Below are 24455 nucleotides of genomic sequence, written 5' to 3' on the forward strand. Positions count from 1 at the left end.
TACCTGATAAAAAACAGTTTATTAACGTATATTTGTTAACATTTTTTACTAAATTGAAATACTTACAATCAATAAAGAACTGTATACTATGATTTTAAACGAACGAATCGAACATAAAGGGAATGCTTTTCCTGCCAAAGTGATAGATTTCAAAAAAGACGTAGACACCCTTTACTTTCATTCTGAAAATGGCGTGATTCTACAAATGACTGTACTTAGAGATAGTATGTTACGTTTTAGATTTACAACTGATGCTAAATTTGAGCCTGATTTTTCATACGCTATTTCTAAAGAAGCGGTTAAGGGATATAACAAATTAGAGATTACTGAAGACATAGAAAAGTATATTGTAACTACTTCTAAGTTGGTGTGCTATATTTCTAAAGAAGATTTAAGAACTCGTATTTACGATGCTGTAGACGAAACTTTAATTTCTGAAGACGAACTAGGTTTTCACTGGGAAGAAAGTTATGAGCTTGGTGGTAACATCGTAAAAATGACTAAAAATTCTCCAACAGGAGAAAGTTTCTATGGATTAGGTGATAAACCCGAACATACCAACTTAAAAGGAAAACGTTTCCAAAATTGGGCAACAGACTCCTATGCATTTGGACGACATACAGACCCTATTTACAAAGCCATTCCTTTTTATACAGCTATTCAAAACAAAAAAGCCTATGGGGTTTTCTTTGATAACTCTTTTAGATCTCATTTTGATTTCTGTTCTGAGAGAAGAAATGTAACCAGTTTTTGGGCTGAAGGAGGAGAAATGAACTACTATTTCATTTACGGACCTAACATGCAAGATGTTGTAGCATCTTATACCAACTTAACTGGTGCTCCTGAATTACCCCCTTTATGGGCTTTAGGATACCATCAATGTAAATGGAGTTATTATCCAGAATCAAACGTAAAAGAGGTTACTCAAAAGTTTAGAGATTTAAAAATTCCATGTGATGCTATTTATTTAGACATCGATTACATGGAAGGTTTCCGTTGTTTTACTTGGAGTAAAGATTATTTCCCAGACCCAAAAAGAATGGTAAAAGAATTGTCAGATGATGGATTCAAAACTGTTGTTATTATTGATCCGGGAATTAAAATTGACATGGAATATGATGTCTTCCGTGAAGGTTTAGAAAAAGATTATTTCTGTAGAAGGGCTGATGGACCTTATATGAAAGGAAAAGTTTGGCCAGGAGAATGTTATTTTCCTGACTTTACTAAAAAAGAAGTACGCGATTGGTGGGCTGGATTATTCCAAGAACTAATTGAAGATATTGGCGTAAAAGGAGTTTGGAATGACATGAATGAACCTGCGGTTATGGACGTTCCTGGAAAATCTTTCCCAGATGATGTTCGTCATGACTATGATGGAAATCCATGTTCGCACCGTAAAGCACACAACATTTACGGAATGCAAATGGCCAAAGCAACTTATAAAGGATTAAAGAAATACAACTATCCATTAAGACCTTTTGTAATTACTCGTTCTGCTTACTCAGGAACACAACGTTATACTTCTACCTGGTTAGGAGACAACGTAGCTTCTTGGGAACATTTGTGGATTGCCAACGTACAAGCACAAAGAATGGCCATGTCTGGATTCTCTTTTGTAGGATCTGATATTGGTGGATTTGCACAACAACCTAACGGAGAATTATATGCAAGATGGATACAATTAGGTATTTTTCATCCTTTTTGTAGAACACACTCTTCAGGAGATCACGGAGATCAAGAACCTTGGACTTTTGGTCAAGAAATCACTGATGTGGTTCGTAAATTCATTGAAATTCGCTACCAATTATTACCTTACTTGTACACCACATTTTACAAGTACATTGAAGAAGGAATTCCAATGTTAAAATCTTTGGTATTGTTTGATCAAGAAGATTCTCAAACTCACCACAGAACAGATGAATTCTTAGCTGGAGAACATATTTTGGCTTGTCCTATTGGAGAACCAAATGCCAAAGGAAGAAGAATGTACATCCCTAGAGGAAACTGGTATAACTTCTGGAATCATGAAATGGTTGAAGGAGGAAAAGAAATGTGGGTAGATGCAGATATTGATAGCATGCCTATTTTTATAAAAGAAGGTGCTATCATTCCTAAATACCCTATACAACAATATGTTGGTGAAAAAAAGATTGACCAATTAACTCTTGATGTTTATTTTAAACATGGTAAAGAAGAGTCTAGTGTTTATGAAGATGCTAATGATGGTTATGATTATACCAAAGGACGTTTTAGCTTAAGACAATTTACCACAACTGGTAAAAAAACTAGTTTAACCATTAAACAACATAAGACAGGAACATTCATTACTGAATATGAAACTTTTAAGATTCACTTGATAGGCCTACCTTTTGAGGTAAAGACTGTTAGAATTGATAATGAAGATATTAATTTAGAAGAAGTTACTATTGGTCATAGAGTTTTTGAAATTACTAAAAACTTCAGTCAGTTAGAAATTCTAGGATAACATTTATTTTACACTATAAAAAAGCTCGCTAATTTCATAGCGAGCTTTTTGTTTTATAGATCCTTCTCGATACAAATTACTTCATTACATTATGTAATTCACTCGAAGTGACATCATAACAAGTAATCTAAATACTAAACGATAAATTCCTTCCAAAAAATTAAATGAAATACTCTATTTTTTCCACTTAATACCACAACCTACACTTGGTGTTCCCCTAAGCGTGTAACGTTTGTTATTTAACAAATCTTCAAAAGCCGTTTTGATATCCTCTCCTGAAGGCGGAATATTGTTTCCGGGTCTTGAACCATCTAATTGACCGTGATAATACAACTTTAAATTCGCATCAAATAAATAAATATCTGGCGTACATGCAGCATTGTATTCTTTTGCTACTTCCTGAGTTTCATCATACAGATAAGGGAAAGGATACTTGTTCTCTATTGCATGTTTTTTCATCAATTCTGGACTGTCTTGAGGATAATTTTCTACATCATTACTGCTAATGGCAATAAAATTGATTCCCTGTGGCTGATATTGATTTGCCAACTTGACCAATAATTTATTGATGTGAATTACATACGGACAATGGTTACAAATAAACAAGACTAATGTTCCTATTTCTCCCTGAATGGCTTCCAAAGGAATTTGAACTCCTGAAACGGTATCGGGCAACATAAAATCTGGAGCGAAAGTTCCAACTTTCATCATATTTGAAGGGGTCAATGCCATAATTTTTCTTTTTTTCAAAGATATAAAACCTATCGGATACCAGGAGTAAAATCTATATTTCCTCCGCTAGTATTTAATTGAGTAGCATCCTTTTTGATGATCCATTCTACTTCATCAAAAAGAGCCTTTGGCTTTGATATATTTATTTTTCTTACCGCTACCCCATCTTCATATTCCCAAGTCAGTCCAGTTCCATCAACATTAGGAACTCCATATACATCTTTCACTTCATTTAAAGGATCTACCAATTCGTACGCATCATCTCCATTTCCATTCACATTGCTATTGATCATGGCTGGAGCAAAACCAAAATAAGCTTCAAACCAAGTTTTATTGGTTACAATATCTTCGTCATTATTCGCAATGATTAAAGTTGCATGAGCAGCAATGGACAATCCATCTAAAGAAATGCTGTAAAGATTATCATTCGTACTGGTTTTGTTATAACGAACTAAACTCCATCCCTCTAAAGAAACAGTATTCTCGGTAGGATTGTATAGCTCAACATATCTGACCACCTCCCCTGTTCCCGCCTTGGGATCTGCTACTTCGGTAATCATTAAATTAGGGGTTACAATTTCAACGCAATTGGCATAAGCTCCTATTTCTATTAAATCTTCTATTTGATTCAACACTAAAATAGGTTCATTATCAAAACTGATATTATAAATAGCGGTAATATCTACTTGTGCATTTGGAATCATATTGTCTGAAAAATCGGCAAAATTACTAGTCTCTAAAAGAATGGTATCTCTTCTTTTTGAATTACAAAACTCTAAAGTTCTAATCCCATCATAATTATCGGTTGGCAAACCCGAAAAAGGCAATCCTATTTGATTTTCTTTAAAATGCACCTCTTGTATTTTTACCAAAGTATTTAAATCATTAGTTTTTAAATCTGATAGCTCTAAGGTTTTAGGGATTACAATTCCTACTTCATCTGTTTTTAAAATATAATCATCCAACTCAAACTCCAAAATATCTTTGATGTATGTACCACTTGGTTTTCCTAATGTTAACAAATCATCGCTGGTAGTTCTCTTTAACCCTTCAAGATTGATAACTACTTTTCTTCCTTTGGCATATTTTGTACTTGTGGTGGTTAACCCTACACGGATTCTCATTCCCATTCTAGGATTATCTAATCCTAAATCTGATACACCTAAAGTATTTTGAACAAAAATTTCTTTGTAAAAATTCCCCTGCTGATCTGAAGAAACCACATAACCTGTAACAATGGTGTCTTTTCCAATTTCATTATTATGTAAGTTATAGAGTTGTTTAAAAGTAATTTCTGTTTTTTGACTCATATCTGGATTTACAATTGTTGTATCAATAGCATTGTGATGAATATCCTCTACACAAGAAAACATCAGCACCAAAAGAAAAAGTAAAATATATTTTTTCATGATGTTCATTTTAGAATGAATAGTATAAACCTGTAAAAAAAGTTCTTCCGTTTCCTACAAAATATCTATTTCCGAACAGCGGTAATTCACGATTGTACTCTTTTAATTGTTCGCTATAATTAGCGGCTCTCCCACTAGCAAAACCTCCTGTTTTATAATTAATATCTAGCACATTTTGAACATTCCAATAAATACTTAAATAACCTGTATTTATCCTCCATGATTTTCCTCCAGATAAATTGACGAGTGTAAAATTCTTTAACTGCTCTTGCTGCCTAAACAAATTCACCAAGTCATCATTGAAATTGGCTATTGGATCTCCATTAATTTCATTGATAAAATTACTAGTATAACGAATGGGAGCAATGTCTACATAATTATTTCTAAAATGATTGACACTCACCCTAATTCTCCAATAATTTGGATCATTGTAAGCCAACATGATAGAGAATGCCTTTTGGGGTCCAACCGACAGTTTTTTTCCTTGAATGTTTGCAGTTCCTAAATCTTTAGTTCCATTTACAAATCCTAAATTTTGTGCACTTGCATCATCTTCTGTATATAATAGTAAATTAGGATTGTTATGATAAGTGTAGTCTCCCAATCCTATTACTCCCGTTAGTTTTATAGTTGAGGTTATATCATAAGAAGTTCCTAACTCCAATCCCACATACTTTTTTTGAATATTATTCAATACCTCTTGGACAAACAAACTATTTTCATCTAACAAATCACCGGAATCAGGATCATCTTCTGCATCGGTTCCAAAACCTTCGGCAAAATAGAATCCTGTTTCGGTAACATTGCTTTGCAAATTGTAATAACCTGTTAGTTTTATGTTATAATTCAAGCCTCTATGGATATAACTCAACGCATTGCTAAATAAATTCTCGGTTTCTAAATTTTCTAAAATAGCATTACTCACACGAGCATTAGGAAACACTTGTCTTACACTTGGTGATTTTTGTATATAAGCTGTTTTGACATTGAATAAATTTCTACCCGACAGTTTATAGAGCAGTTCTCCTTTGGCTTGGTGGGCTAACAAACTTACTTTTTCACTTTTCCCTTCGGCATCTGCATAATTTTCATAATTGTACAACCCCTCTCTTTGATGTGAGCTGTAGGAAGTTCCTAAAGCTCCAGACCATTCAATTCTTTTCCCTTTCCAACTCGTTTGTGCAAATGCACTTAGGCTTGAACTGTTGATCTTATAATGATATTTAAACTTATCTCCTTCCTGAACCACTCTGTTTGGATTGTTTAAATCACTCTGTGCCAACGTAAAACTTGCCACATCTAAATACCCTGCTCCCCCTAACAAATCTAATACCTCAGCAAAATTCTCAGCGTTGGTATTTCTATAATCTATACTTGCATTGAAATGCCAATCTTCCTTTATTTTTTGAGTGATGTTAGAATTGAACTGAATTCTGCTTTCCTCTCTTTTATCATCATACAGAACATAAGCAGCGTTTTGATTGATGGCTTTCATTTCGGCATTGGCTTGATATATAAAATCCCAATCTAACTGACCATTATTTAAAAATGCTTGCTCGTATCTATATACATTCTCGTAATCAACCCTATTTCTTGACAACCAATAACTGGGTAGTTTTTGATAATAAGCCGCATCAGGATTTGCTCCCCCATTGTAATCTATTCTAGAATAGCCAATATTTCCTTTTTGTAATAAGAATGAATTTTCCCAACGCGTTTTGTTTTCTTTTTCATAGGTATGCGTAAGCAATAACATAGGCTCCTCTACAGTTCTTACTCTTGCATTTCTTTTGTTTCCATTCTGAAATCCCCAATTTCCATTGTAACTATTTCCTTTTAAATGAAACACCTCATCTGTATAAGAACCTGCAACTCCTCTCCTATTGGGCGTATATAAAAAACTAGCTGTTAAACTGTTGTGACTATTCATATATTTTTCCACACTTAACATTAAAGAATTGGCATCGTACAAAGTTCCATCTCTATACCCTTCGTTTCCCCAACGTCTACTAGCAGAAACCACATAATACCATTGATTAGGTAAACTCCCTACATGACTTAAAGAGCTTTTGTTTTGATATGATCTATCAGAACGAGCATAAGCAAGTCTTGTTCCTGTTCTATATTTTGAAGGTCTTGTAGTGAGTGATGTAACTCCCAAAGCCCTTCCAAAAGTTTTTTCAGAAGCTGCCAACGGCTCTGTTACTTCTTGGCTTCTATAAATTCCATCAACTCCTCCCCAATTGTTCCAAGCAGGTCTATCATCATACAATCGATTTTGCTGTACACCATTTAATAAAAAAGTTCTTTGATCAGACCCTAAACCTCTTGCACTGTAAAAAACTCCTTGAAACTCAAATCCTATAGTATTTAAATAAACATCATCCGAGGCTGAAAAAATTCCCGCAATGTTAGTTACCTCTCCATTTTCATCTTCTAATTGATCATCCGTTAAGTTCAATAAAGTAAACTCCTCTTTAATTTTATCTATTGGTTTTAAAAATATTGTATTGATTTCTAACTCCTTTACATCAACCCTTTGCGACTGATACTCTTTTGCTTTGATGATAATTTGTTTTACCTCATTAGACAAATTGAGCTTAAAAAGCCCATTGGTTTCCGTGAAAAAAAATTGTTTACTTGTGTTGGGAATTTCTAGCTCAAAAGATTTTAAAGGTTCATTGGTGACAAAATCTTTAACCATTCCCCTAACTTGTTTTTCTTGTTGACCATACATCATAACAGAGCATAAACAGCAACAATAAAAGTTGTGAATTGATCGCATTTTATTTTCTTTTTCTTTTTTTCTAAAATTAAGTTATTTTTAGTCTTAAAAAAAAATGCTACTGAAAATCAATCAAATAACACTCATTATTCTATCCTTCTGTTGCAGCACTTTGTTTGCTCAGAAATCTTATATTGTTCAAACAGTCGCTTTTTATAACCTAGAAAATCTATTTGATACGATTAACGATCCTGAGAAAATGGATGAGTTGAGTCCCATGATGGAAATAAAATCTAACCGTAGAGAAATTTACCTAGACAAACTTTCAAAACTTGCTCAGGTGCTTTGTGACATTGGGAAAGAGCAAAACAAATTACCTCCAACCATCATTGGTATTGCAGAAGTTGAAAACAGAAAAGTTATAGAAGATTTAGTAGCCACCTCTCCTTTGAGCAATTATAACTACGGTATTATTCACTATGACTCTCCCGACCAAAGAGGAATTGATACTGCTCTATTATACAATAAAGACATTTTTAAACCTACCCATAGCGAAGCCATTCCTGCCAATCTTTATCACAATAATTTTAAAATTCACACTCGAGATATTCTTTGGACTACAGGTTATTTAATGGATGAAAAGATGCATATACTAGTGAATCATTGGCCATCAAGACGAGGTGGAGCCAAAAAAAGCAGCATTTTACGAGAACATGTTGCTCAAAGAAATTTAGATGTTATCGCAAAAATCAGAAAAGAAGAACCCAATGCTAAAATTATAGGGATGGGAGATTTTAACGACAGTCCCACTGATAAAAGTTTTAAAAAAGTATTAAATACCAAAGCTTCTAAGAAAAAATTAAAACCAGGAGATTTGTATAATCCTTTCGAAAAAATGTTTAAAGAAGGATTTAATACGTTGACTTATAAAAGTGAGTTGTTTTTGTTTGATCAAATTTTTTTTAGTGAAAATTATATCACTTTAGACAAAGACTATCAAAAGTTTAAATTTTACAAGGCAGGCATTTTTAACCCTAGTTACATGACTTTGCAAAAAGGTAAATATAAAGGAAGTCCAAAAAGAAGTTTTTCGGGGAGTAATTATTTAGGAGGTTATAGTGATCACTACCCTGTTTATTGTTATCTTTTAAAAGAAAACAAATCAAATTAGCAGCTAACTTTTAAGAATAGAAAGTATATTTGTTTTTAAAACTAATCATATGGCATTGATCCTTAATATAGAAACCTCTACCAAAAACTGTTCAGTTGGCTTGGCGAAAGATGGTGAATGTATTTATTTAAAAGAAGAAAATAAAGGTGATTACTCACATGCAGAAAAACTACATATTTTTATTGAAGAGGCTTTAAAATCAGAAAACCTAAAGGCCAAAGATTTAGATGCAATTGCTGTTGGAAAGGGACCTGGATCTTATACTGGATTGAGAATTGGTGTTTCAACCGCAAAAGGCTTGGCTTATGCCATTAATAAACCTTTAATTTCAGTAGACACTTTAAAAGCCTTAGCTAAAAACATTCAAGTGAAACAAGGCATTATTGTTCCTATGATTGATGCAAGAAGATTAGAAGTTTATAGTGCCATTTTTAACCTAAACCATGAATATGTTAGAGGGCCAGAAGCAGAAATTATTGATGAACATTCCTATCAGTCTTTATTGGCAGAAAACCCCGTTTATTTCTTAGGAGATGGTGCCCTTAAGTGTAAGGGAATTATTCAACATACTAATGCCAATTTTATTGATAACAAATTTCCCTCTGCACAAGAAATGGCTTTTTTAGCCGAAGAGAAATATCAAGAAAAACATTTTGAGGATACTGCCTATTTTGAGCCATTTTATTTGAAAGATTTTATGGTAACTCCTCAAAAAAAGTAAATTTTAATCCTTTGATTTACATTCAAAGTAAAGCAATTTCATAACATTTAATTAACATTTGAACTTGCTTTTTTTTTAGTAATTTTGAGCCCTAATTTAAATTTTCCCCATGGAAGACGTGTATTTTTTAATGATCATTGCATTGGCTGTATTAGCCGCAATTGATTTGGTTGTAGGTGTTAGTAATGATGCCGTAAACTTTTTAAATTCAGCAATTGGATCCAAAGCTATCACTCCTAAAAAAATAATGGTTATTGCTAGTATAGGAGTTCTTATGGGAGCTGTTACTTCTAGTGGTATGATGGAAGTTGCTCGAAAAGGAATTTTTGTTCCTGGTCAATTTTATTTTGATGAGATCATGTACATTTTTATGGCTGTAATGATTACAGACATTTTACTACTTGACATCTTTAATACCCTAGGAATGCCTACTTCTACAACGGTATCTATTGTATTTGAATTGTTAGGAGCTGCTGTTGCGATGGCATTAATTAAAATATCTGGAGATAACTCAAAAAACATTTCTGATATCTGGCAGTACATCAATCATGAAAAAGCACTGCTTATTATATTTGGAATTTTACTCTCTGTTGCTATTTCTTTTACCGTTGGAGCCTTAGTTCAGTTCTTATCTAGAATTGTATACTCCTTTAACTTAAACGATAAAAAATCTTATATCAATGCAATTTTCGGAGGTTTGGCAATTACTGCTATTACCTACTTTATTTTTGTAAAAGGAATGAAAGGAACTCCTTTTTATTCAAATGCAAAACATTTGATTGAAGGACAAACTTTCAATATTCTTGTTATTGGATTTTTGGCTTGGACCTTAATTTCTCAATTATTAATCAGCCTTTTTAAAGTTGATATCTTAAAAGTTATTATAGGAATTGGAACCTTTTCTTTAGCCATGGCTTTCTCTGGGAATGACTTGGTAAACTTTGTTGGAGTACCTATAGCCGCTTGGAATTCATTCCAAGCATGGTCTGTTTCTGGTATTGCAGCAAATGAATTCTCTATGGGAATTTTAGCAGAAAAAGTCCCTTCTAATCCTTACTTATTAATGTTAGCTGGTGGAGTTATGGTGGTGACTTTATGGTTTTCTAAAAAAGCAAAAACCGTTATTGAAACTGGAGTAAACCTATCTAGACAAGGAGATGGACATGAAAAATTTGAGCCAAACCCAGCTTCTAGAGGAATTGTAAGAATGGGAATGTTAATTAACACTGGATTGAACTTTTTTATTCCTGAAAAGACAAGAAAATACATCGATTCTAGATTTGAAAGACCTTCAATTGTGATTTCAAAAAACAAAAGCTATGAAGTTCCAGCATTTGATATGGTAAGAGCTTCTATTAACTTAGTGGTTGCAGGTATTTTAATTTCTGTAGGTACTTCTTTAAAATTACCATTATCTACCACTTACGTTACCTTTATGGTGGCCATGGGTACTTCTTTGGCAGATAGAGCTTGGGGTAGAGAAAGTGCCGTTTATAGAATTGCAGGAGTTTTAAGTGTGATTGGAGGATGGTTCTTAACTGCATTGGTAGCCTTTACTTTTTCAGCAATTGTAGCTTTCTTAATATACCTAGGAGGTCCTTTAATGGTTGCTATTTTACTTTTAACCGTCTTGTTCCTAATTGGTAGAAACTACTTAAAACATTCACAAAAAGAAAAAGAAAAAGAAGCTAAAAAAGCTATCAAAAAAGAAACTATTGATACTATTAATGGTGTGATTAACGAAAGTTCTGACCACATTATTCAAGTATTGGGTAGGGTTCAAAAACTATATTCTAACGTAGTAAACAACTTAGCTGATCAAAACTTAGATAAACTTAAAAAGAATGACAAACACGTAAACAAATTAAATCAAGAAATTGATGAGTTACGTAATGATGTTTTTTACTTTATTAAGTCATTAGAAAAAAGTTCTGTAGAGGCTAGTAAATTTTATATTTCTGTTTTAGGATATTTGGAAGATATTTCTCAATCTATCAGCTATATCTCCAAAATTAGCTACAAGCATGTTAACAACAATCACAAACCTTTAAACAAGGAACAGATTAGTGATTTAAAAGCTATTATGAAAGGATTAGATGCTGTATTAACAGATATTTCAATTGTCTTAAAAGAACAAAACTTTAAAGAACTTTCTACTATTTTAGAAAAAAAACAAGCTTTGTTAGAAAATGTTTCTGACTCTTTAGGAAAACAAATTGATAGAATTAGAACCGTAGAAACGAGTCCAAAAAACACCACTTTACACTTTGGTATTATTATGGAATCTAAAGATTTAATTATGGCGTTGATTAATTTATCTGAGTTGATTAATGAAATACAATCTAACGTAAAAAGATAATTAACCACATCTTTTCAATTATATAAAAAAGCCCTCTTCATTAAAATGAAGAGGGCTTTTTTGTTAATCCTAATTTATAATATGTTGCATAGACTTAAACAAACGTAATCCTCTATCAATCAGTTTACATTAAATTAACACAAAATTAACGTATATTCGCAGCTTTATTTATTCTAACAATATGAAGAAAGCTACACTAAGACTTACGTTACTTATTCTAATTTTATCAGTTACAAACCTAAGTGCTCAAAAAATAGGGCTTGATACTTTTGGAAAAGGTATTTTTAACAGTGTATCAAAAGACAGTACATGGAGTATGAAGTTTGGATTAAGAATGCAATACTTAACCACTATTGGTTTAAATGCTGATGATCACAATCAGTTTGATTTTGACGGGAGTAATTTTCAAACAGATACTAAAGTTAGAAGATATCGTTTAAAATTTGATGGTTTTGTACTTTCTCCAAAACTTAAATATAAAATTGAGTTAGGAATGTCTAACAACGATACAGGTTCTGCAAACGAATACACAAAATTAGGTCCTAAGTTAATTTTAGATGCCGTGATAAAATGGAACTTTTACAAAAACTTAGAGTTATGGGCTGGTCAAACCAAATTACCAGGAAACCGTGAACGTGTAATTTCATCAGCAAACATGCAATTGGTAGACCGATCTTTATTAAATAAAGAATTCAATTTAGATAGAGATATGGGATTCCAATTAAGGAACCACCACACCATTGGTAAACAATTTTTAATTAGAGAAGTTTTCGCCATTACTCAAGGAGAAGGTAGAAATATTACGACAGGAAATGTTGGTGGTCAGCAATACACAAGTAGAATAGAAGTTTTACCTTTTGGTGCCTTTACGGGTAAAGGAGATTATACAGGAGGTGATTTAAAAAGAGAAAAACATCCCAAACTGTCTATTGGAGCAACGTATAACCACAATGATAGAGCTTCCAGACAAAGAGGTAGTCAAGGAAGTGTTATAGAATTAATAGATGACAGCGGAAGTCCAGAAGACCATGTATTTGCTATGACAGATATAAATACAAGCTTTGTAGACTTTATGTACAAACATAAAGGTTACTCCGCTATGGGAGAATTTGCGTACAGAAATGCTGACGATCCTAAACTAGGAAATAAACCTGTTAAAGTAGGAAAAGGATACAACTTAGCGGTAGGATATTTATTTAATAATAACTATGAAATAGCTGCCAGATATACTCAGATAGATTATAAGGGAATTGCAAACACTACTGAGCAATATACTGTTGGTGTTTCTAAATACATTGTGGGACATTCTTTAAAAATACAAACAGATGTAAGCTACACCACCCTTGATAAAACTTCTGAAGGATTGCTCTACAGACTTCAATTTGAAGTTCATTTTTAAGAAACTTCAATCGAATAAAAAAACCGCCTTTGAAACAAAAGCGGTTTGATATTTATGATGATAAAGCGGTCTTTATTAAGACAACACAGCTTTTATTCTTGCCACGGCTTCTCTTAATTGAGCTTCAGATGCTGCGTAAGAAATACGAATACAAGTAGGAGCTCCAAAATCTTCACCAGATACAGTTGCTACATTTGCTTCTTCTAATAACAACATAGAAAAATCTGCTGCAGAATTAATTGCGTGTCCTTTAATTGTTTTTCCAATAAAAGCTGATACATCAGGGAAAATATAAAAAGCACCTTTAGGAACATTTAATTTAAACCCTTCAATTTCTCCTAATAACTCTAACATCATGTTTCTTCTTTTTTCAAATTCAACAACCATGTATTGAATTCTAGAAACAGGTTCAGTTAAAGCAGTAATCGCTGCTCTTTGAGCGATACAGTTGGTACCAGAAGTAATTTGTCCTTGCATTTTAGTACAAGCCTTTGCAATCCACTCAGGAGCACCAATATATCCTATTCTCCACCCTGTCATCGCAAAAGCTTTTGCCAATCCGTTTACAGTAATGGTTCTATCGTACATTGATGGAATACAAGCAATACTAAAGTTTGGTGTACCGTAGTTGATGTGTTCATAAATTTCATCAGAAACAATATAAATATCTGGATATTTTTCTAACACTGCAGCCAATGCTCTATAATCTTCTTCTGTATAAACAGTTCCACTTGGATTGTTTGGAGAGTTAAAGAACACTATTTTGGTTTTAGGAGAAATTGCTTCTTCTAATTGTGCAGGTGTAATTTTAAAATCATTTTCAATGGTAGATGGAATTTCTTTAAAAGTTGCTCCACCTAAAATTCCCAATGCAGAATATGACACCCAATATGGTGCGGGTAATAAAACCTCATCTCCTGGGTTTAACAATACTTGAGTAATGTTAGCCAAAGATTGTTTAGCACCTGTAGATACCACAATTTGACTTGGTTTATAGTCTAAATTATTATCTCTTTTAAATTTTAAAGAAATCGCTTCTTTTAATTCAACATAACCATCAACTGGACTATAAGAATTATAGTTGTCATTAATCGCTTGGATCGCTGCATCTTTAATATAATCTGGCGTATTAAAATCTGGCTCTCCTAAACTCAAGCTAATGATGTCTTTTCCAGCTGATTTTAATTCTCTTGCTTTTGCAGCCATTGCTAAGGTAGCAGATGCTGGTAAACTCGTAATTCTGTCTGATAAAACTTGTTTCATTGTGAAATTTACTTAATATGTATTCTTTATCCCATTTGGGGTTGTTTTCCTAAAATAATTAATTGATTGATATGCGCTCTTAAAGCTGATTTTACCGTTTCATATTCGTGATATGGTAACTCAAATTCTTTAGCAGTTTTTTTTACAATTTTAGAAATATCTTTGTAATGAACATGCGATATTGTTGGAAATATATGATGTTCTATTTGATAATTTAATCCTCCTAAAAAATAAGAAACTATCTTATTCTTTGTCGCGAAATTTGCAGTTTCTTGTAATTGATGTGCCGCCCAACTTCTCTTTTCACTCTCTAATTCTTCAGGAGATATTACCTCAACAACATCTGTAATATGTGCCAATTGAAATACTACACTTAATACCAAACCAGCTACGTAATGCATGACTAAAAACCCAACTAACCACTGGTACCAAACAATATCCATGACCAATAAAGGTAATACTAACCAAAATAAATAGTAAACTATTTTAGTCATAATCAATAAAGACCATTCTTTAGCTGCATTTAGCTCTCCTTCAGCACTTAATTTATGTTTGATGTATTTTGGTGTTTGTCTAAAATCTACTACCAAAGCCCATTGTATGGTTAACAAACCATATAAAAAGAAGGCATAAAATCTTTGATATTTATGAAAACGTTTCCAAGGTTCGTGTTTAGACAACCTGATTACTCCTTGAATATCTATATCTTCGTCAATTCCTTCAACATTTGTATACGTGTGGTGCAATAAATTGTGTTGCACTTTCCAGTTGTAAACATTTCCTGCCAAAATATAAATACTGTTTCCCATCAATTGATTAACCCACCATTTGCTAGAAAAAGATCCGTGATTGCTATCATGCATCACATTCATTCCAACTCCTGCCATTCCCAAGCCCATAATGATACACATCAAAATGCGGTAAATATTGGCCATCGGGAAAAACATTAATGCTATATATGGAACAAACAATAAGGAAAACATTAAGATTGCTTTAGAATAAAGCACCCAATTTCCTGTACGCTTAAGGTTGTTATCCTTAAAATACTTGTTAACTCTCTGATTAAGAGTTTTAAAAAATTGATTATTACTTTCTCTTGAAAAACTTACTTGTAGCATTTGTTATGAATGTTCAGCCTACAAAAGTAACTAATTTTTATTCACTTTATTTCAATTAGGCGTTAAGAAATTTAAGATTTTTACAATTTCCTTATAAATGTAAAGAACATTTAACTAACTGTTTACTATTTATTTTCAACGGAAATCAATTACTTTTGCATCACGATGATAACAGTAGACATAATTTTAAAATACTTTCCGGATTTAACGGAAACACAAATAACTCAATTTACACAATTAGAAAACTTATATAAAGAGTGGAATGCTCAAATAAATGTAGTTTCTAGAAAAGATATTGATGAGTTATATATTAGACACGTATTACACTCTTTGGGAATTGCTAAAGTTCAACCCTTTAAACCAGGAGCTAGAATTTTAGACGTAGGTACAGGTGGTGGTTTTCCTGGAATTCCATTGGCTATTTTATTTCCTGAAACAGAATTTTTATTGGTAGATTCTATTGGTAAAAAAATTAAAGTGGTGAATGGTGTGGCTCAAGGAATTGGCTTAACCAACTTAACCGCAAAACACATGAGAGCAGAAGAAGTAAAAGGTGAATTTGACTTTGTGGTCAGTAGAGCTGTTACTGCCATGCCTGATTTTGTGAAGTGGGTAAAAAATAAATGTGCTAAAAAGTACAACCACAAACTTAAAAACGGAATACTGTATTTAAAAGGAGGAGATTTATCCGAAGAACTAAAGGATTTTCCAGGTTGTACGTTGTATGATTTACCTACCTTTTTTGAAGAAGATTTTTTTGAAACTAAAAAAGTGGTTCACTTACCTTTAAAGTTCAAACCTGGTAAATAATGAATATAAAAGGCTTTCTTTTAATGTTTATCATTTCATGTTCTCTTTTTGCTCAACAAGAAGAGGATGATGCGGAAGTTTATATTGATGACCATTATCTTGAAGACCAATTTTATTTAGGCGTTCAATACAATTTCCTTGTGGGAACTAAAAATGGACTTAAAAACACCGGCGTTCCATTTAGTATAGAAGCTGGGTTTATTAAAGACATTCCCATTAACAAACAAAGAAATAAAGCCATAGGAATAGGTGCTGGTTATAATTTTGATGTATTAAGACCCAATATTGCCATTACTAAAAATGGTAATGACATGGTTTTTAACATTGATAATAATTATAATAGATATGATTTTACTTCTCACAATTTAGAATTCCCTTTAGAATATAGATGGAGAACCTCTACTGCCACCAATAATAGTTTTTGGAGAATTTATTCGGGTGTTTCCTTAATTTACAACCTACAAAATAGCGCAAGCTTTGATGACAATAGCGGAAACACCACTAAATTTACCAACCTTACTCAGTTAAATAGCACCAATTTTACTCTATACACTTCTATAGGTTTTGGTACTTGGAACTTTCATGTAAAATACTATCTAAATCCACCTTTTAAAGATAGTCTTAGAACAGAAACAGGAGAAAAACTAAACTTTAATCAATTAAAAATCGGAGTGATGTTTTATCTATTATAGAACAAAACTCAACAAAATAGGCAAGAGTAAACCAAGAGAGGTTCCAATAATAATCTCTTTAAAATTATGAGCTTGTAATTTTAATCTTGCTGTAGCTAACCACCCTGTTATCGCAAACAATAATGCAATGACAATTACAGGATAATAATAAGAAGATCCATAAATAATAGTAAACCCTAACAAGCCTGCCATCCCCAACATATGGAGACTAATTTTTATGTTTTTAAATAAAAAAAATATGGTCACCAACAAACCAGCGGCAGTAGCGTAAGCCAAAACAGTCAATTCTCTTAATTGCCAAATACGCCCTAGCATCTGAGCTAAGAACAAATAATTAACCATCATTAAAGCAACTGGCAACTTTCTTTCATGAGCAGTAGTGACTTGAATACTTTTTATCTGTCCCATCAATTTTAGTAAAAAAATGGTTAGCAGAGGCACTAAAAAAGTTGCTCCAGCTACAATAAAAAAGATCAAATATATTTGCATTTTAGAAATGGGCAAAGGCAATACATTTAAATACACCCAAGCCCCAAACATAGGTAAAAATATAGGATGAAAAATGACTGAAATTACCTTATATACTTTTTCCATGCTTTATATTTCCTTTCTCAATCTCGCAACAGGAATATCCAATTGTTCTCTATATTTTGCTACGGTTCTACGAGCAATTAAATAACCTTTTTCTTTTAAGTGGGCAGACAATTTATCATCTGTTAACGGTTTCTTTTTATCTTCATTTTCTATCACCGTTTTTAATATACTTTTAATTTCTCTGGTAGAAATATCCTCTCCTTGATCATTTTTCATCGATTCTGAGAAAAACTCTTTTACCAACTTTGTTCCATAAGGGGTTGAACAATATTTACTATTGGCCACCCTAGAAACCGTAGAAATATCCATGTCTATTTTTTCTGCAACATCTTTTAAAATCATTGGTTTTAATTTGCTTTCATCTCCTGTTAACAAATATTCCTTTTGCATATCCATAATGGTACTCATGGTCACCATTAAGGTTTGCTGACGTTGTTTGATGGCATCGATAAACCATTTGGCAGAATCTAACTTTTGTTTGATGAACTGTACTGCATCTTTTTGGGACTTGGTTTTGATTTTAGCCTCTTGATATCCTTTTAACATATTGTTGTATTCTCTAGAAATATGTAATTCTGGAGCATTTCTAGAGTTTAACAATAATTCTAACTCCCCATCTGAAATTCTAATGGTAAAATCTGGGACTACTTGCTCGGCAATTTTAGAGTTCCCTACTACAGCTCCTCCTGGTTTCGGGTTTAATTTTTCAACCTCTTTAATGGCTAATTTTAAATCTTCTTCAACAATATCAAATTTAGCTAACAATTTATCGTAATGCTTCTTTACAAAAGCATCAAAAGCAGTTTCTAATATTTTAATAGCCAATTCTACTGATTTTGTTGGGTTTTTGGCCTCTAACTGAATGATTAAACATTCTTTTAAGTCTCTAGCTCCAACTCCCGTAGGTTCTAATTTTTGAACCACCTCATATAAAATATCATCTACTTTGTTTTCATCTACAAAAATGTTCTGTGTAAATGCTAAATCATCTACAATATCAATGGTATCTCTTCTTAAGTACCCGTTGTCGTTAATACTTCCTACTAAAAACTCAGCAATCGCATACTCTTCATCATTTAAGGTAAACGTATTTAATTGGTTGATTAATGATTGATGAAAACTTAAACCTCCTTCATAAGGCACTTCTCTATCTTCATCATCGGCGGAATAATTATTTGCCTGTAACTTATAACTAGGAATATCATCATCACTTAAATATTCATCAATATTGATATCATCAGCAGCAATGGACTCATTTCCTTCATCTGCATAATCATCATAATTTTCCTCGTAAGTTTCTTCTTGCTCTTTTCCAGACTCTAAAGCAGGATTTTCCTCTATCTCTTGTTTTAGTCTCTGTTCAAAAGCTTGTGTAGGCAATTGAATCATCTTCATCAACTGAATTTGTTGAGGAGATAACTTTTGAGATAATTTTAAATTTAAGCTTTGTTTTAACATAATTATTTTTAGTCTGTTGAATGGACTATTTAACTAAGATAATAAAGTATTTCATAGAAACAAGCGAATGCCTTATCAAATTTAATACCAAACTTTAAAAACTATTTTTTTTAACATAGTTTAAGAAATTAAAAACATTGCTAACCTATAGTTAAATCCTTATATTTAGCTAAATCAACAAAGAAACAAATAACCTTTATGAATATTGAAGAAATAGAGAATATTGAATTAAAATACTTAGATATTGATGACTATCAAGACTTAAAAGAAGCCATGATTGAAGCTTATAAGGCTTTAGATGATTCTTATTGGGAAAAATATCAAATACAGTCTTTGATAGATAAATTTAAAGAAGGCCAAATTGTAATAAAAGTAAACGGACAATTGGCTGGTTGCGCATTATCCATCATTGTTGATTACGATAAATTTTCAGACAATCATACTTACGAAGAAATTACCGCAAATTATACTTTTAATTCTCACACAGACAAAGGAGATATGCTTTATGGAATTGATGTCTTTATCAAACCAGAGTTTAGGGGACTTAGACTGGGTAGAAGATTGTATGATTACCGAAAAGAATTATGTGAAAACTTAAATTTAAAAGGAATTGTATTTGGAGGGAGAATTCCTAATTACCACAAATATGCACACAGAATTAAACCCAAAACATATATAGAGAAAGTAAAACGTAAGGAAATCAATGATCCTGTTTTGAACTTTCAAATTTCTAACGATTTTCATCCAACTAAAATCTTGACAGGTTATTTAGAAGGCGATACTGCTTCTAATGAATTTGCTGTATTGTTACGTTGGGATAATATTTACTATCAAAAACCAAACAAAATTGCCGCTCACACCAAAGAAGTAGTCCGTTTAGGATTGGTTCAATGGCAAATGAGACCTTATAAAGATTTGGAAGATTTATTACAGCAAGTCGAGTTTTTTGTGGATGCCGTTTCTGGTTACAGATCAGATTTTGCTTTATTTCCTGAGTTTTTTAATGCTCCTTTAATGGCAGAAAACAATCATTTACCTGTTTCTGAAGCCATTAGAGAGTTGGCCAAACACACACACGATATAGTTCAAAAATTCTCTGAATTATCTATCTCATACAACATCAATATCATTGCGGGTAGTATGCCCGAAATGAAGGGAAACAAACTTTATAATGTAGGTTATTTGTGCAGACGTGATGGATCTATAGAGCGTTATGAAAAAATTCACGTAACTCCAGACGAAGAAAAAATATGGGGAATGCAAGGAGGGTCTGAAATTAAAACCTTTGATACTGATTGTGGTAAAGTAGGAATTTTAATTTGTTATGATTCTGAATTCCCTGAATTAAGCAGGCTATTGGCTGATGACGGAATGGACATTTTATTTGTTCCTTTTTTAACCGATACTCAAAACGGATACTCCAGAGTTAGGCATTGTGCACAAGCCAGAGCCATAGAAAACGAATGTTATGTAGCCATTGCTGGTAGCGTAGGGAATTTACCAAAAGTAGAAAATATGGATATTCAATATGCACAATCTATGGTATTTACCCCTTGTGATTTTGCCTTTCCTACCAACGGAATTAAAGCCGAGGCAACCCCAAACACAGAAATGATTTTAATTGCTGATGTTGATTTGAGTTTGTTAAAAGAATTAAACCAACACGGAAGCGTTAGAAACTTAAAAGATAGAAGAACAGATGTTTACGAGCTGATAAAAAAATAAGAAACTTGATTTAATTTGAGTAATTTTAAATTACTAAATCAAAAAAACTTAAAAAATGAAAAACAAAATTCTTTTTGTATTGTGTTTATTATTTGGGCTGATGTTTATCAATGCCGGTTTCAACAAATTCTTTAACTACATGCCTATGCCAGAGGAGATGCCTCAGGAATTACTAGACGCAATGACTGCTATGATGAGTTTAAAATGGTTAATGCCATTGGTTGCAGTGGTAGAAATAATAGGAGGTGCTTTATTTATTTTTAACAAAACAAGAGCCCTGGGAGCTATTATTCTTTTACCTGTTATGGTGGGAATTGTACTTTTCCATTTAACTACAGACCATGAATTAATTTTACCAGCTGTTTTTAGTACTATTTTAATTTGGGCTATGGTAGAAAACAAAGAGAAATACGCACCTTTATTTAAGTAAGCAACAATCTTAAAACACTCTCTTGTTTTTATAAAACTTCAAAACCACTCATGTAATTTTTCATGAGCGGTTTTTTATTCCTTATACTTAACACCTTCTAAAACTGCTCTAATTTTTGAATTTTAGTTCTAATTAAAAACACCTATTTTTGCTGTTCATCAATAGTATTTTTAGGTTACAAAACAATTTCATCAAGCATGACAGACCTTTTACTCAAAGTCTTTTTACCCTCATCTTTAGCTATTATTATGTTAGGTATGGGAATGTCATTAACCATTCATGATTTTACCAGGGTTTTTAGACAACCCAAAGCCATTATTATAGGACTTTTCAATCAAATTTTTATACTACCCATCATTGCCTTTTTATTAGCTATTTTGTTTCATCTTGATACCACCATGGCTGTAGGACTTATTGTACTAGCCTCTTGTCCTGGAGGACCTACAAGTAATATCATTGCGCAAGTATGTGATGGAAACTTGGCATTATCGGTAACATTAACTGCGGTTGGTAGTTTTACCAGTGTGATCTCTACGCAACTTGTTACTTCTTTTGCGTTAACCTATTTTAACACACACACAGGTACCACTATAGAACTTCCTGTTTTAGATACAATGTTTCAAATTATGATGATCACCATGCTTCCTATTTGCATAGGAATGTTCATTCATGCCTATAAAACCAACTTTGCCCTTCGTATGTTAAAACCCATGAAAATTGCCTCTACCATTATTTTCATTTTAATCTTTATTGGTATTGTGGCTACTAATTTTAACACCATAGGTCAGGCACTAAAAAAAGTTGGTATTGTAACACTCCTTTTAAATATCAGTATTATTGGATCTGGATTTCTACTTGCTAAAATTTTTAATTTGGGAAGTAAAAATGCAATTTCCATAGGAGTAGATGGAAGTATTCAGAATGCTACCCTTGGAATTGTAATTGCTACCTCTATATTAAACAATATAGAAATGGCCATTCCAACTGCCGCATATACCATTTGGATGTACACCACAGGAGGAATATTAATGTGGTATTTTGGAAAAAAGAAACAAAAAAGAATTCCTTCAACAAAATAGTCAACCTACTTTATTACAAACACATAAAGCCAATAAATTTAATTTTGTTGGCTTTTTTTGTTGGCTTTTTTCATTTTTTTATTCTAAAACAAAACCATCTTGATTTCTTTCTCGTAGATATTGCAAACGGAATCAAATGAAACTTTTTTGTAATTTATTTATCTTCTTACTTTTCTCTTCTTCTTTTGCAAATGCAATTGAATGGCAAGAATTGTCTGCTAACACATTTGAGGAGGCCAAAAAAGACCATAAAATCATTCTGTTAAATTTAGAAGCCAACTGGTGTCATTGGTGCCATGTAATGGAAGACAAAACTTATGCAAATAAAGAAGTCATCAATTACTTAAACCAACATTTTATTACAGTAAAAGCAGATCAAGATGCCCATCCAGAATTATCTAACCGATACAAGGATTACGGATGGCCAGCTACCATTTTTATCAATGCAGACGGGATTGATGTGGTAAAAAGAGCTGGGTTTATAGCTCCCGATAATTTTTTAAGATTGTTAAAAGCCATTGTTAAAGATCCAAGTCCAGAACAAAAATCTACTGATTTTACTAAAGTCATCAATAACAATCAAAATAGCTATCAACTAATATCAACCTTAGAAAAGTACTTTATCAATTCTTTAGATATTGAGAAAGGAGGATTTAATCAATCTCAAAAATATATTGAATATGCCACTTTTGAAAAAGCATTGTTTGATCGTAAAAACGTAAACATCAATACATGGATTTCAAAAAGTATTCAGGGAGCAAAAAAACTTAGTGATCCTATTTGGGGAGGTATTTATCAATATTCAACTCATGGAGATTGGAAGCATTTACACTTTGAAAAACTATTAAAAATACAAGCAAGATACTTACATATTTTCTTGCTGAATTATGAATACAACAATGACAAAAGTTCTTTAATGTACGCAAAAAAAATAGTGGAGTACGTTGATGGATTTTTAGCCAACCCAAATGGATTGTACAACAATGCACAAGATGCAGATTTGATTCAAGGAGAACATGCTGCTAACTATTTTAAGCTAAATAATATAGAGAGAAGAAAATTAGGTGTTCCAAAAGTTGACACCAACACTTTTACAGATAATAATGCTGCTATGGGTAGTGCCTTATTAAGAATGTATTACGTTACCCAAGAAAAAAAATATTTAGACAAAGTTAAAAGCATAGAAAATGCTTTGTACAAACGCAAAAAGGTATCGGGTTTATATGCACATGGAAACGAAAACAACAATATCACAAGCTTAAGAGATCAAATAGCCATGGCTGATTTTTTAATCAACCTTATTAAAAGTGATATTACAAATAGTAAAGCAAAACAAGAACTAAAATCACTTTGCTCACTTATTAAAAACAACTATTTGTTACCAAATGGTACTTTTAAAAGTTTTGAGGGAAACAACGGATTGATGGCTCAACCTTTAAAAGAAGAAAATATTCAGATTGCTAGAATTTTTAATTGGTATGGATATTCTTCAAAAGACCATAACTATATCGACATTGCTAAAAAAACATATCAGTTTTTAACCTCAGAGGCTTTAGCAAAAGATTATTATTCAGAAGCCTCATTACTTCTTTTAGCCAATGAATTAAAAGGAGAACCTACACAATATGTGTATCTAAATACCGGAAAAGGAAATGAATTTAATCATGTTTTACAAAGCATGTTGCCATTTTACAGTATGGTTTATATTGGAAAGATTCATCAACTCCCTAAAGAAAAGCAAGAACTATTTGGAAGCTTTAACGAGAACGTACTTTTTAGGTGCACCTCAACTTATTGCTCACCCCCCATATACTCGGAGGAGGAACTCAAAAAAGAATTAAATAAAAATAAATAATAATCATTAAATTCAAATCTCATGAAAAATTTCACAAAAAACTCGTTGTTAACAGGATCATTAATCGCTGGAGCTTTAGTATCATCTACTGATGCAACTGCAACAAATTTAACTGTTGATTATTTAGGAACAGGATCACAAGTTCGTACACAATTATTAGCCAACACAAATAATCTTTTATCATCTGCTGTTGATGGATTAAAATCTATTCAAGGAGCATGTGGAGAAAAGAAAACTACTGATGCTAAATGTGGTGAGGCGAAAGCTAAGGATGCTAAATGTGGTGAAGCAAAAACTAAAGACGCTAAGTGTGGTGAGGCAAAAGCTAAAGATGCTAAATGTGGTGAAGCGAAAACTAAAGACGCTAAGTGTGGTGAGGCAAAAGCTAAGGATGCTAAATGTGGTGAAAAAAAATAATAACCATCCCTAA

19 protein-coding genes are annotated in these 24455 nt (G+C 32.4%); 12 read left to right on the forward strand and 7 right to left on the reverse strand.

Annotation, left to right across the window (positions count from 1 at the left end; translation table 11 throughout):
- Positions 1-88: 88 nt before the first annotated feature.
- Complete coding sequence (locus QVZ41_RS02375; RefSeq protein ID WP_302882941.1) at positions 89-2485, forward strand: glycoside hydrolase family 31 protein; 2397 nt, start codon at positions 89-91, stop codon at positions 2483-2485.
- 174 nt (positions 2486-2659) lie between these two features.
- On the opposite strand, the gene QVZ41_RS02380 is transcribed toward QVZ41_RS02375, so the two are convergent.
- From QVZ41_RS02380 to QVZ41_RS02390, 3 genes are read right to left on the reverse strand one after another with little or no spacing between them, the layout of a single operon-like run.
- Positions 2660-3217: a thioredoxin family protein gene (locus QVZ41_RS02380; protein WP_302882942.1), complete on the reverse strand. Its 558-nt coding sequence runs from the start codon at positions 3215-3217 to the stop codon at positions 2660-2662.
- Between the two features lie 29 nt (positions 3218-3246).
- Positions 3247-4626: a DUF5689 domain-containing protein gene (locus tag QVZ41_RS02385; RefSeq protein WP_302882943.1), complete on the reverse strand. Its 1380-nt coding sequence runs from the start codon at positions 4624-4626 to the stop codon at positions 3247-3249.
- Between the two features lie 10 nt (positions 4627-4636).
- On the reverse strand, positions 4637-7330 hold the full coding sequence (locus tag QVZ41_RS02390) for a TonB-dependent receptor (RefSeq protein ID WP_302882944.1): 2694 nt from the start codon (positions 7328-7330) through the stop codon (positions 4637-4639).
- A gap of 136 nt (positions 7331-7466) precedes the next feature.
- Between QVZ41_RS02390 and QVZ41_RS02395 the strand changes: the two genes are divergently transcribed.
- The 4 genes from QVZ41_RS02395 (at position 7467) to QVZ41_RS02410 (ending at position 13001) form a co-directional block, all read left to right on the forward strand.
- Positions 7467-8522 carry an endonuclease/exonuclease/phosphatase family protein gene (locus tag QVZ41_RS02395; protein WP_302882945.1) on the forward strand — a complete coding sequence of 352 codons (1056 nt, stop codon included), beginning with the start codon at positions 7467-7469 and terminating at the stop codon, positions 8520-8522.
- A 49-nt stretch (positions 8523-8571) separates the two neighbouring features.
- Positions 8572-9243 carry a tRNA (adenosine(37)-N6)-threonylcarbamoyltransferase complex dimerization subunit type 1 TsaB gene (gene tsaB / locus QVZ41_RS02400; RefSeq protein WP_302882946.1) on the forward strand — a complete coding sequence of 224 codons (672 nt, stop codon included), beginning with the start codon at positions 8572-8574 and terminating at the stop codon, positions 9241-9243.
- A gap of 109 nt (positions 9244-9352) precedes the next feature.
- Entirely contained in the window at positions 9353-11602 is a 2250-nt protein-coding gene (locus QVZ41_RS02405) for an inorganic phosphate transporter (protein ID WP_302882947.1), read from the forward strand.
- Between the two features lie 181 nt (positions 11603-11783).
- Complete coding sequence (locus QVZ41_RS02410; RefSeq protein ID WP_302882948.1) at positions 11784-13001, forward strand: porin; 1218 nt, start codon at positions 11784-11786, stop codon at positions 12999-13001.
- Positions 13002-13076: 75 nt separating this feature from the next.
- Here QVZ41_RS02410 and QVZ41_RS02415 read toward each other — a convergent pair whose 3' ends face one another.
- The gene (locus QVZ41_RS02415; RefSeq protein WP_302882949.1) at positions 13077-14264 is read right to left on the reverse strand and encodes a pyridoxal phosphate-dependent aminotransferase; all 1188 of its coding nucleotides are present in this window, start codon (positions 14262-14264) and stop codon (positions 13077-13079) included.
- A 26-nt stretch (positions 14265-14290) separates the two neighbouring features.
- A complete protein-coding gene (locus QVZ41_RS02420) occupies positions 14291-15382 on the reverse strand; it encodes a fatty acid desaturase family protein (RefSeq protein WP_302882950.1) in 1092 nt (363 codons plus the stop codon).
- Positions 15383-15547: 165 nt separating this feature from the next.
- Here QVZ41_RS02420 and rsmG point away from each other — a divergent pair, with 165 nt between their 5' ends.
- Both rsmG and QVZ41_RS02430 read left to right on the forward strand, forming a co-directional pair.
- The gene (gene rsmG, locus QVZ41_RS02425) at positions 15548-16192 is read left to right on the forward strand and encodes a 16S rRNA (guanine(527)-N(7))-methyltransferase RsmG (RefSeq protein ID WP_302882951.1); all 645 of its coding nucleotides are present in this window, start codon (positions 15548-15550) and stop codon (positions 16190-16192) included.
- A gap of 23 nt (positions 16193-16215) precedes the next feature.
- Positions 16216-16884 (forward strand): outer membrane beta-barrel protein, encoded by a 669-nt coding sequence (locus tag QVZ41_RS02430; RefSeq protein WP_302882952.1) that lies wholly within the window; start codon positions 16216-16218, stop codon positions 16882-16884.
- Here QVZ41_RS02430 and QVZ41_RS02435 read toward each other — a convergent pair.
- Both QVZ41_RS02435 and rpoN read right to left on the reverse strand, forming a co-directional pair.
- Positions 16879-17478, reverse strand: coding sequence for a hypothetical protein (locus tag QVZ41_RS02435; RefSeq protein WP_302882953.1), 600 nt, complete (start codon positions 17476-17478; stop codon positions 16879-16881). The genes QVZ41_RS02430 and QVZ41_RS02435 overlap by 6 nt on opposite strands.
- Positions 17479-17481: 3 nt before the next feature.
- A complete protein-coding gene (gene rpoN, locus QVZ41_RS02440) occupies positions 17482-18936 on the reverse strand; it encodes an RNA polymerase factor sigma-54 (protein WP_302882954.1) in 1455 nt (484 codons plus the stop codon).
- Between the two features lie 198 nt (positions 18937-19134).
- Between rpoN and QVZ41_RS02445 the strand changes: the two genes are divergently transcribed.
- The 5 genes from QVZ41_RS02445 (at position 19135) to QVZ41_RS02465 (ending at position 24442) form a co-directional block, all read left to right on the forward strand.
- Complete coding sequence (locus QVZ41_RS02445) at positions 19135-20661, forward strand: bifunctional GNAT family N-acetyltransferase/carbon-nitrogen hydrolase family protein (protein ID WP_302882955.1); 1527 nt, start codon at positions 19135-19137, stop codon at positions 20659-20661.
- A gap of 55 nt (positions 20662-20716) precedes the next feature.
- Entirely contained in the window at positions 20717-21091 is a 375-nt protein-coding gene (locus QVZ41_RS02450; RefSeq protein WP_302882956.1) for a DoxX family protein, read from the forward strand.
- Positions 21092-21288: 197 nt separating this feature from the next.
- Entirely contained in the window at positions 21289-22170 is an 882-nt protein-coding gene (locus QVZ41_RS02455; RefSeq protein WP_302882957.1) for a bile acid:sodium symporter family protein, read from the forward strand.
- Positions 22171-22306: 136 nt separating this feature from the next.
- Positions 22307-24025: a DUF255 domain-containing protein gene (locus QVZ41_RS02460; protein WP_302882958.1), complete on the forward strand. Its 1719-nt coding sequence runs from the start codon at positions 22307-22309 to the stop codon at positions 24023-24025.
- A gap of 21 nt (positions 24026-24046) precedes the next feature.
- Entirely contained in the window at positions 24047-24442 is a 396-nt protein-coding gene (locus tag QVZ41_RS02465; RefSeq protein ID WP_302882959.1) for a hypothetical protein, read from the forward strand.
- The last annotated feature ends 13 nt before the right edge of the window (positions 24443-24455 follow it).

The organism is Wenyingzhuangia gilva, assembly GCF_030519655.1.
GTDB lineage: Bacteria > Bacteroidota > Bacteroidia > Flavobacteriales > Flavobacteriaceae > Wenyingzhuangia > Wenyingzhuangia gilva.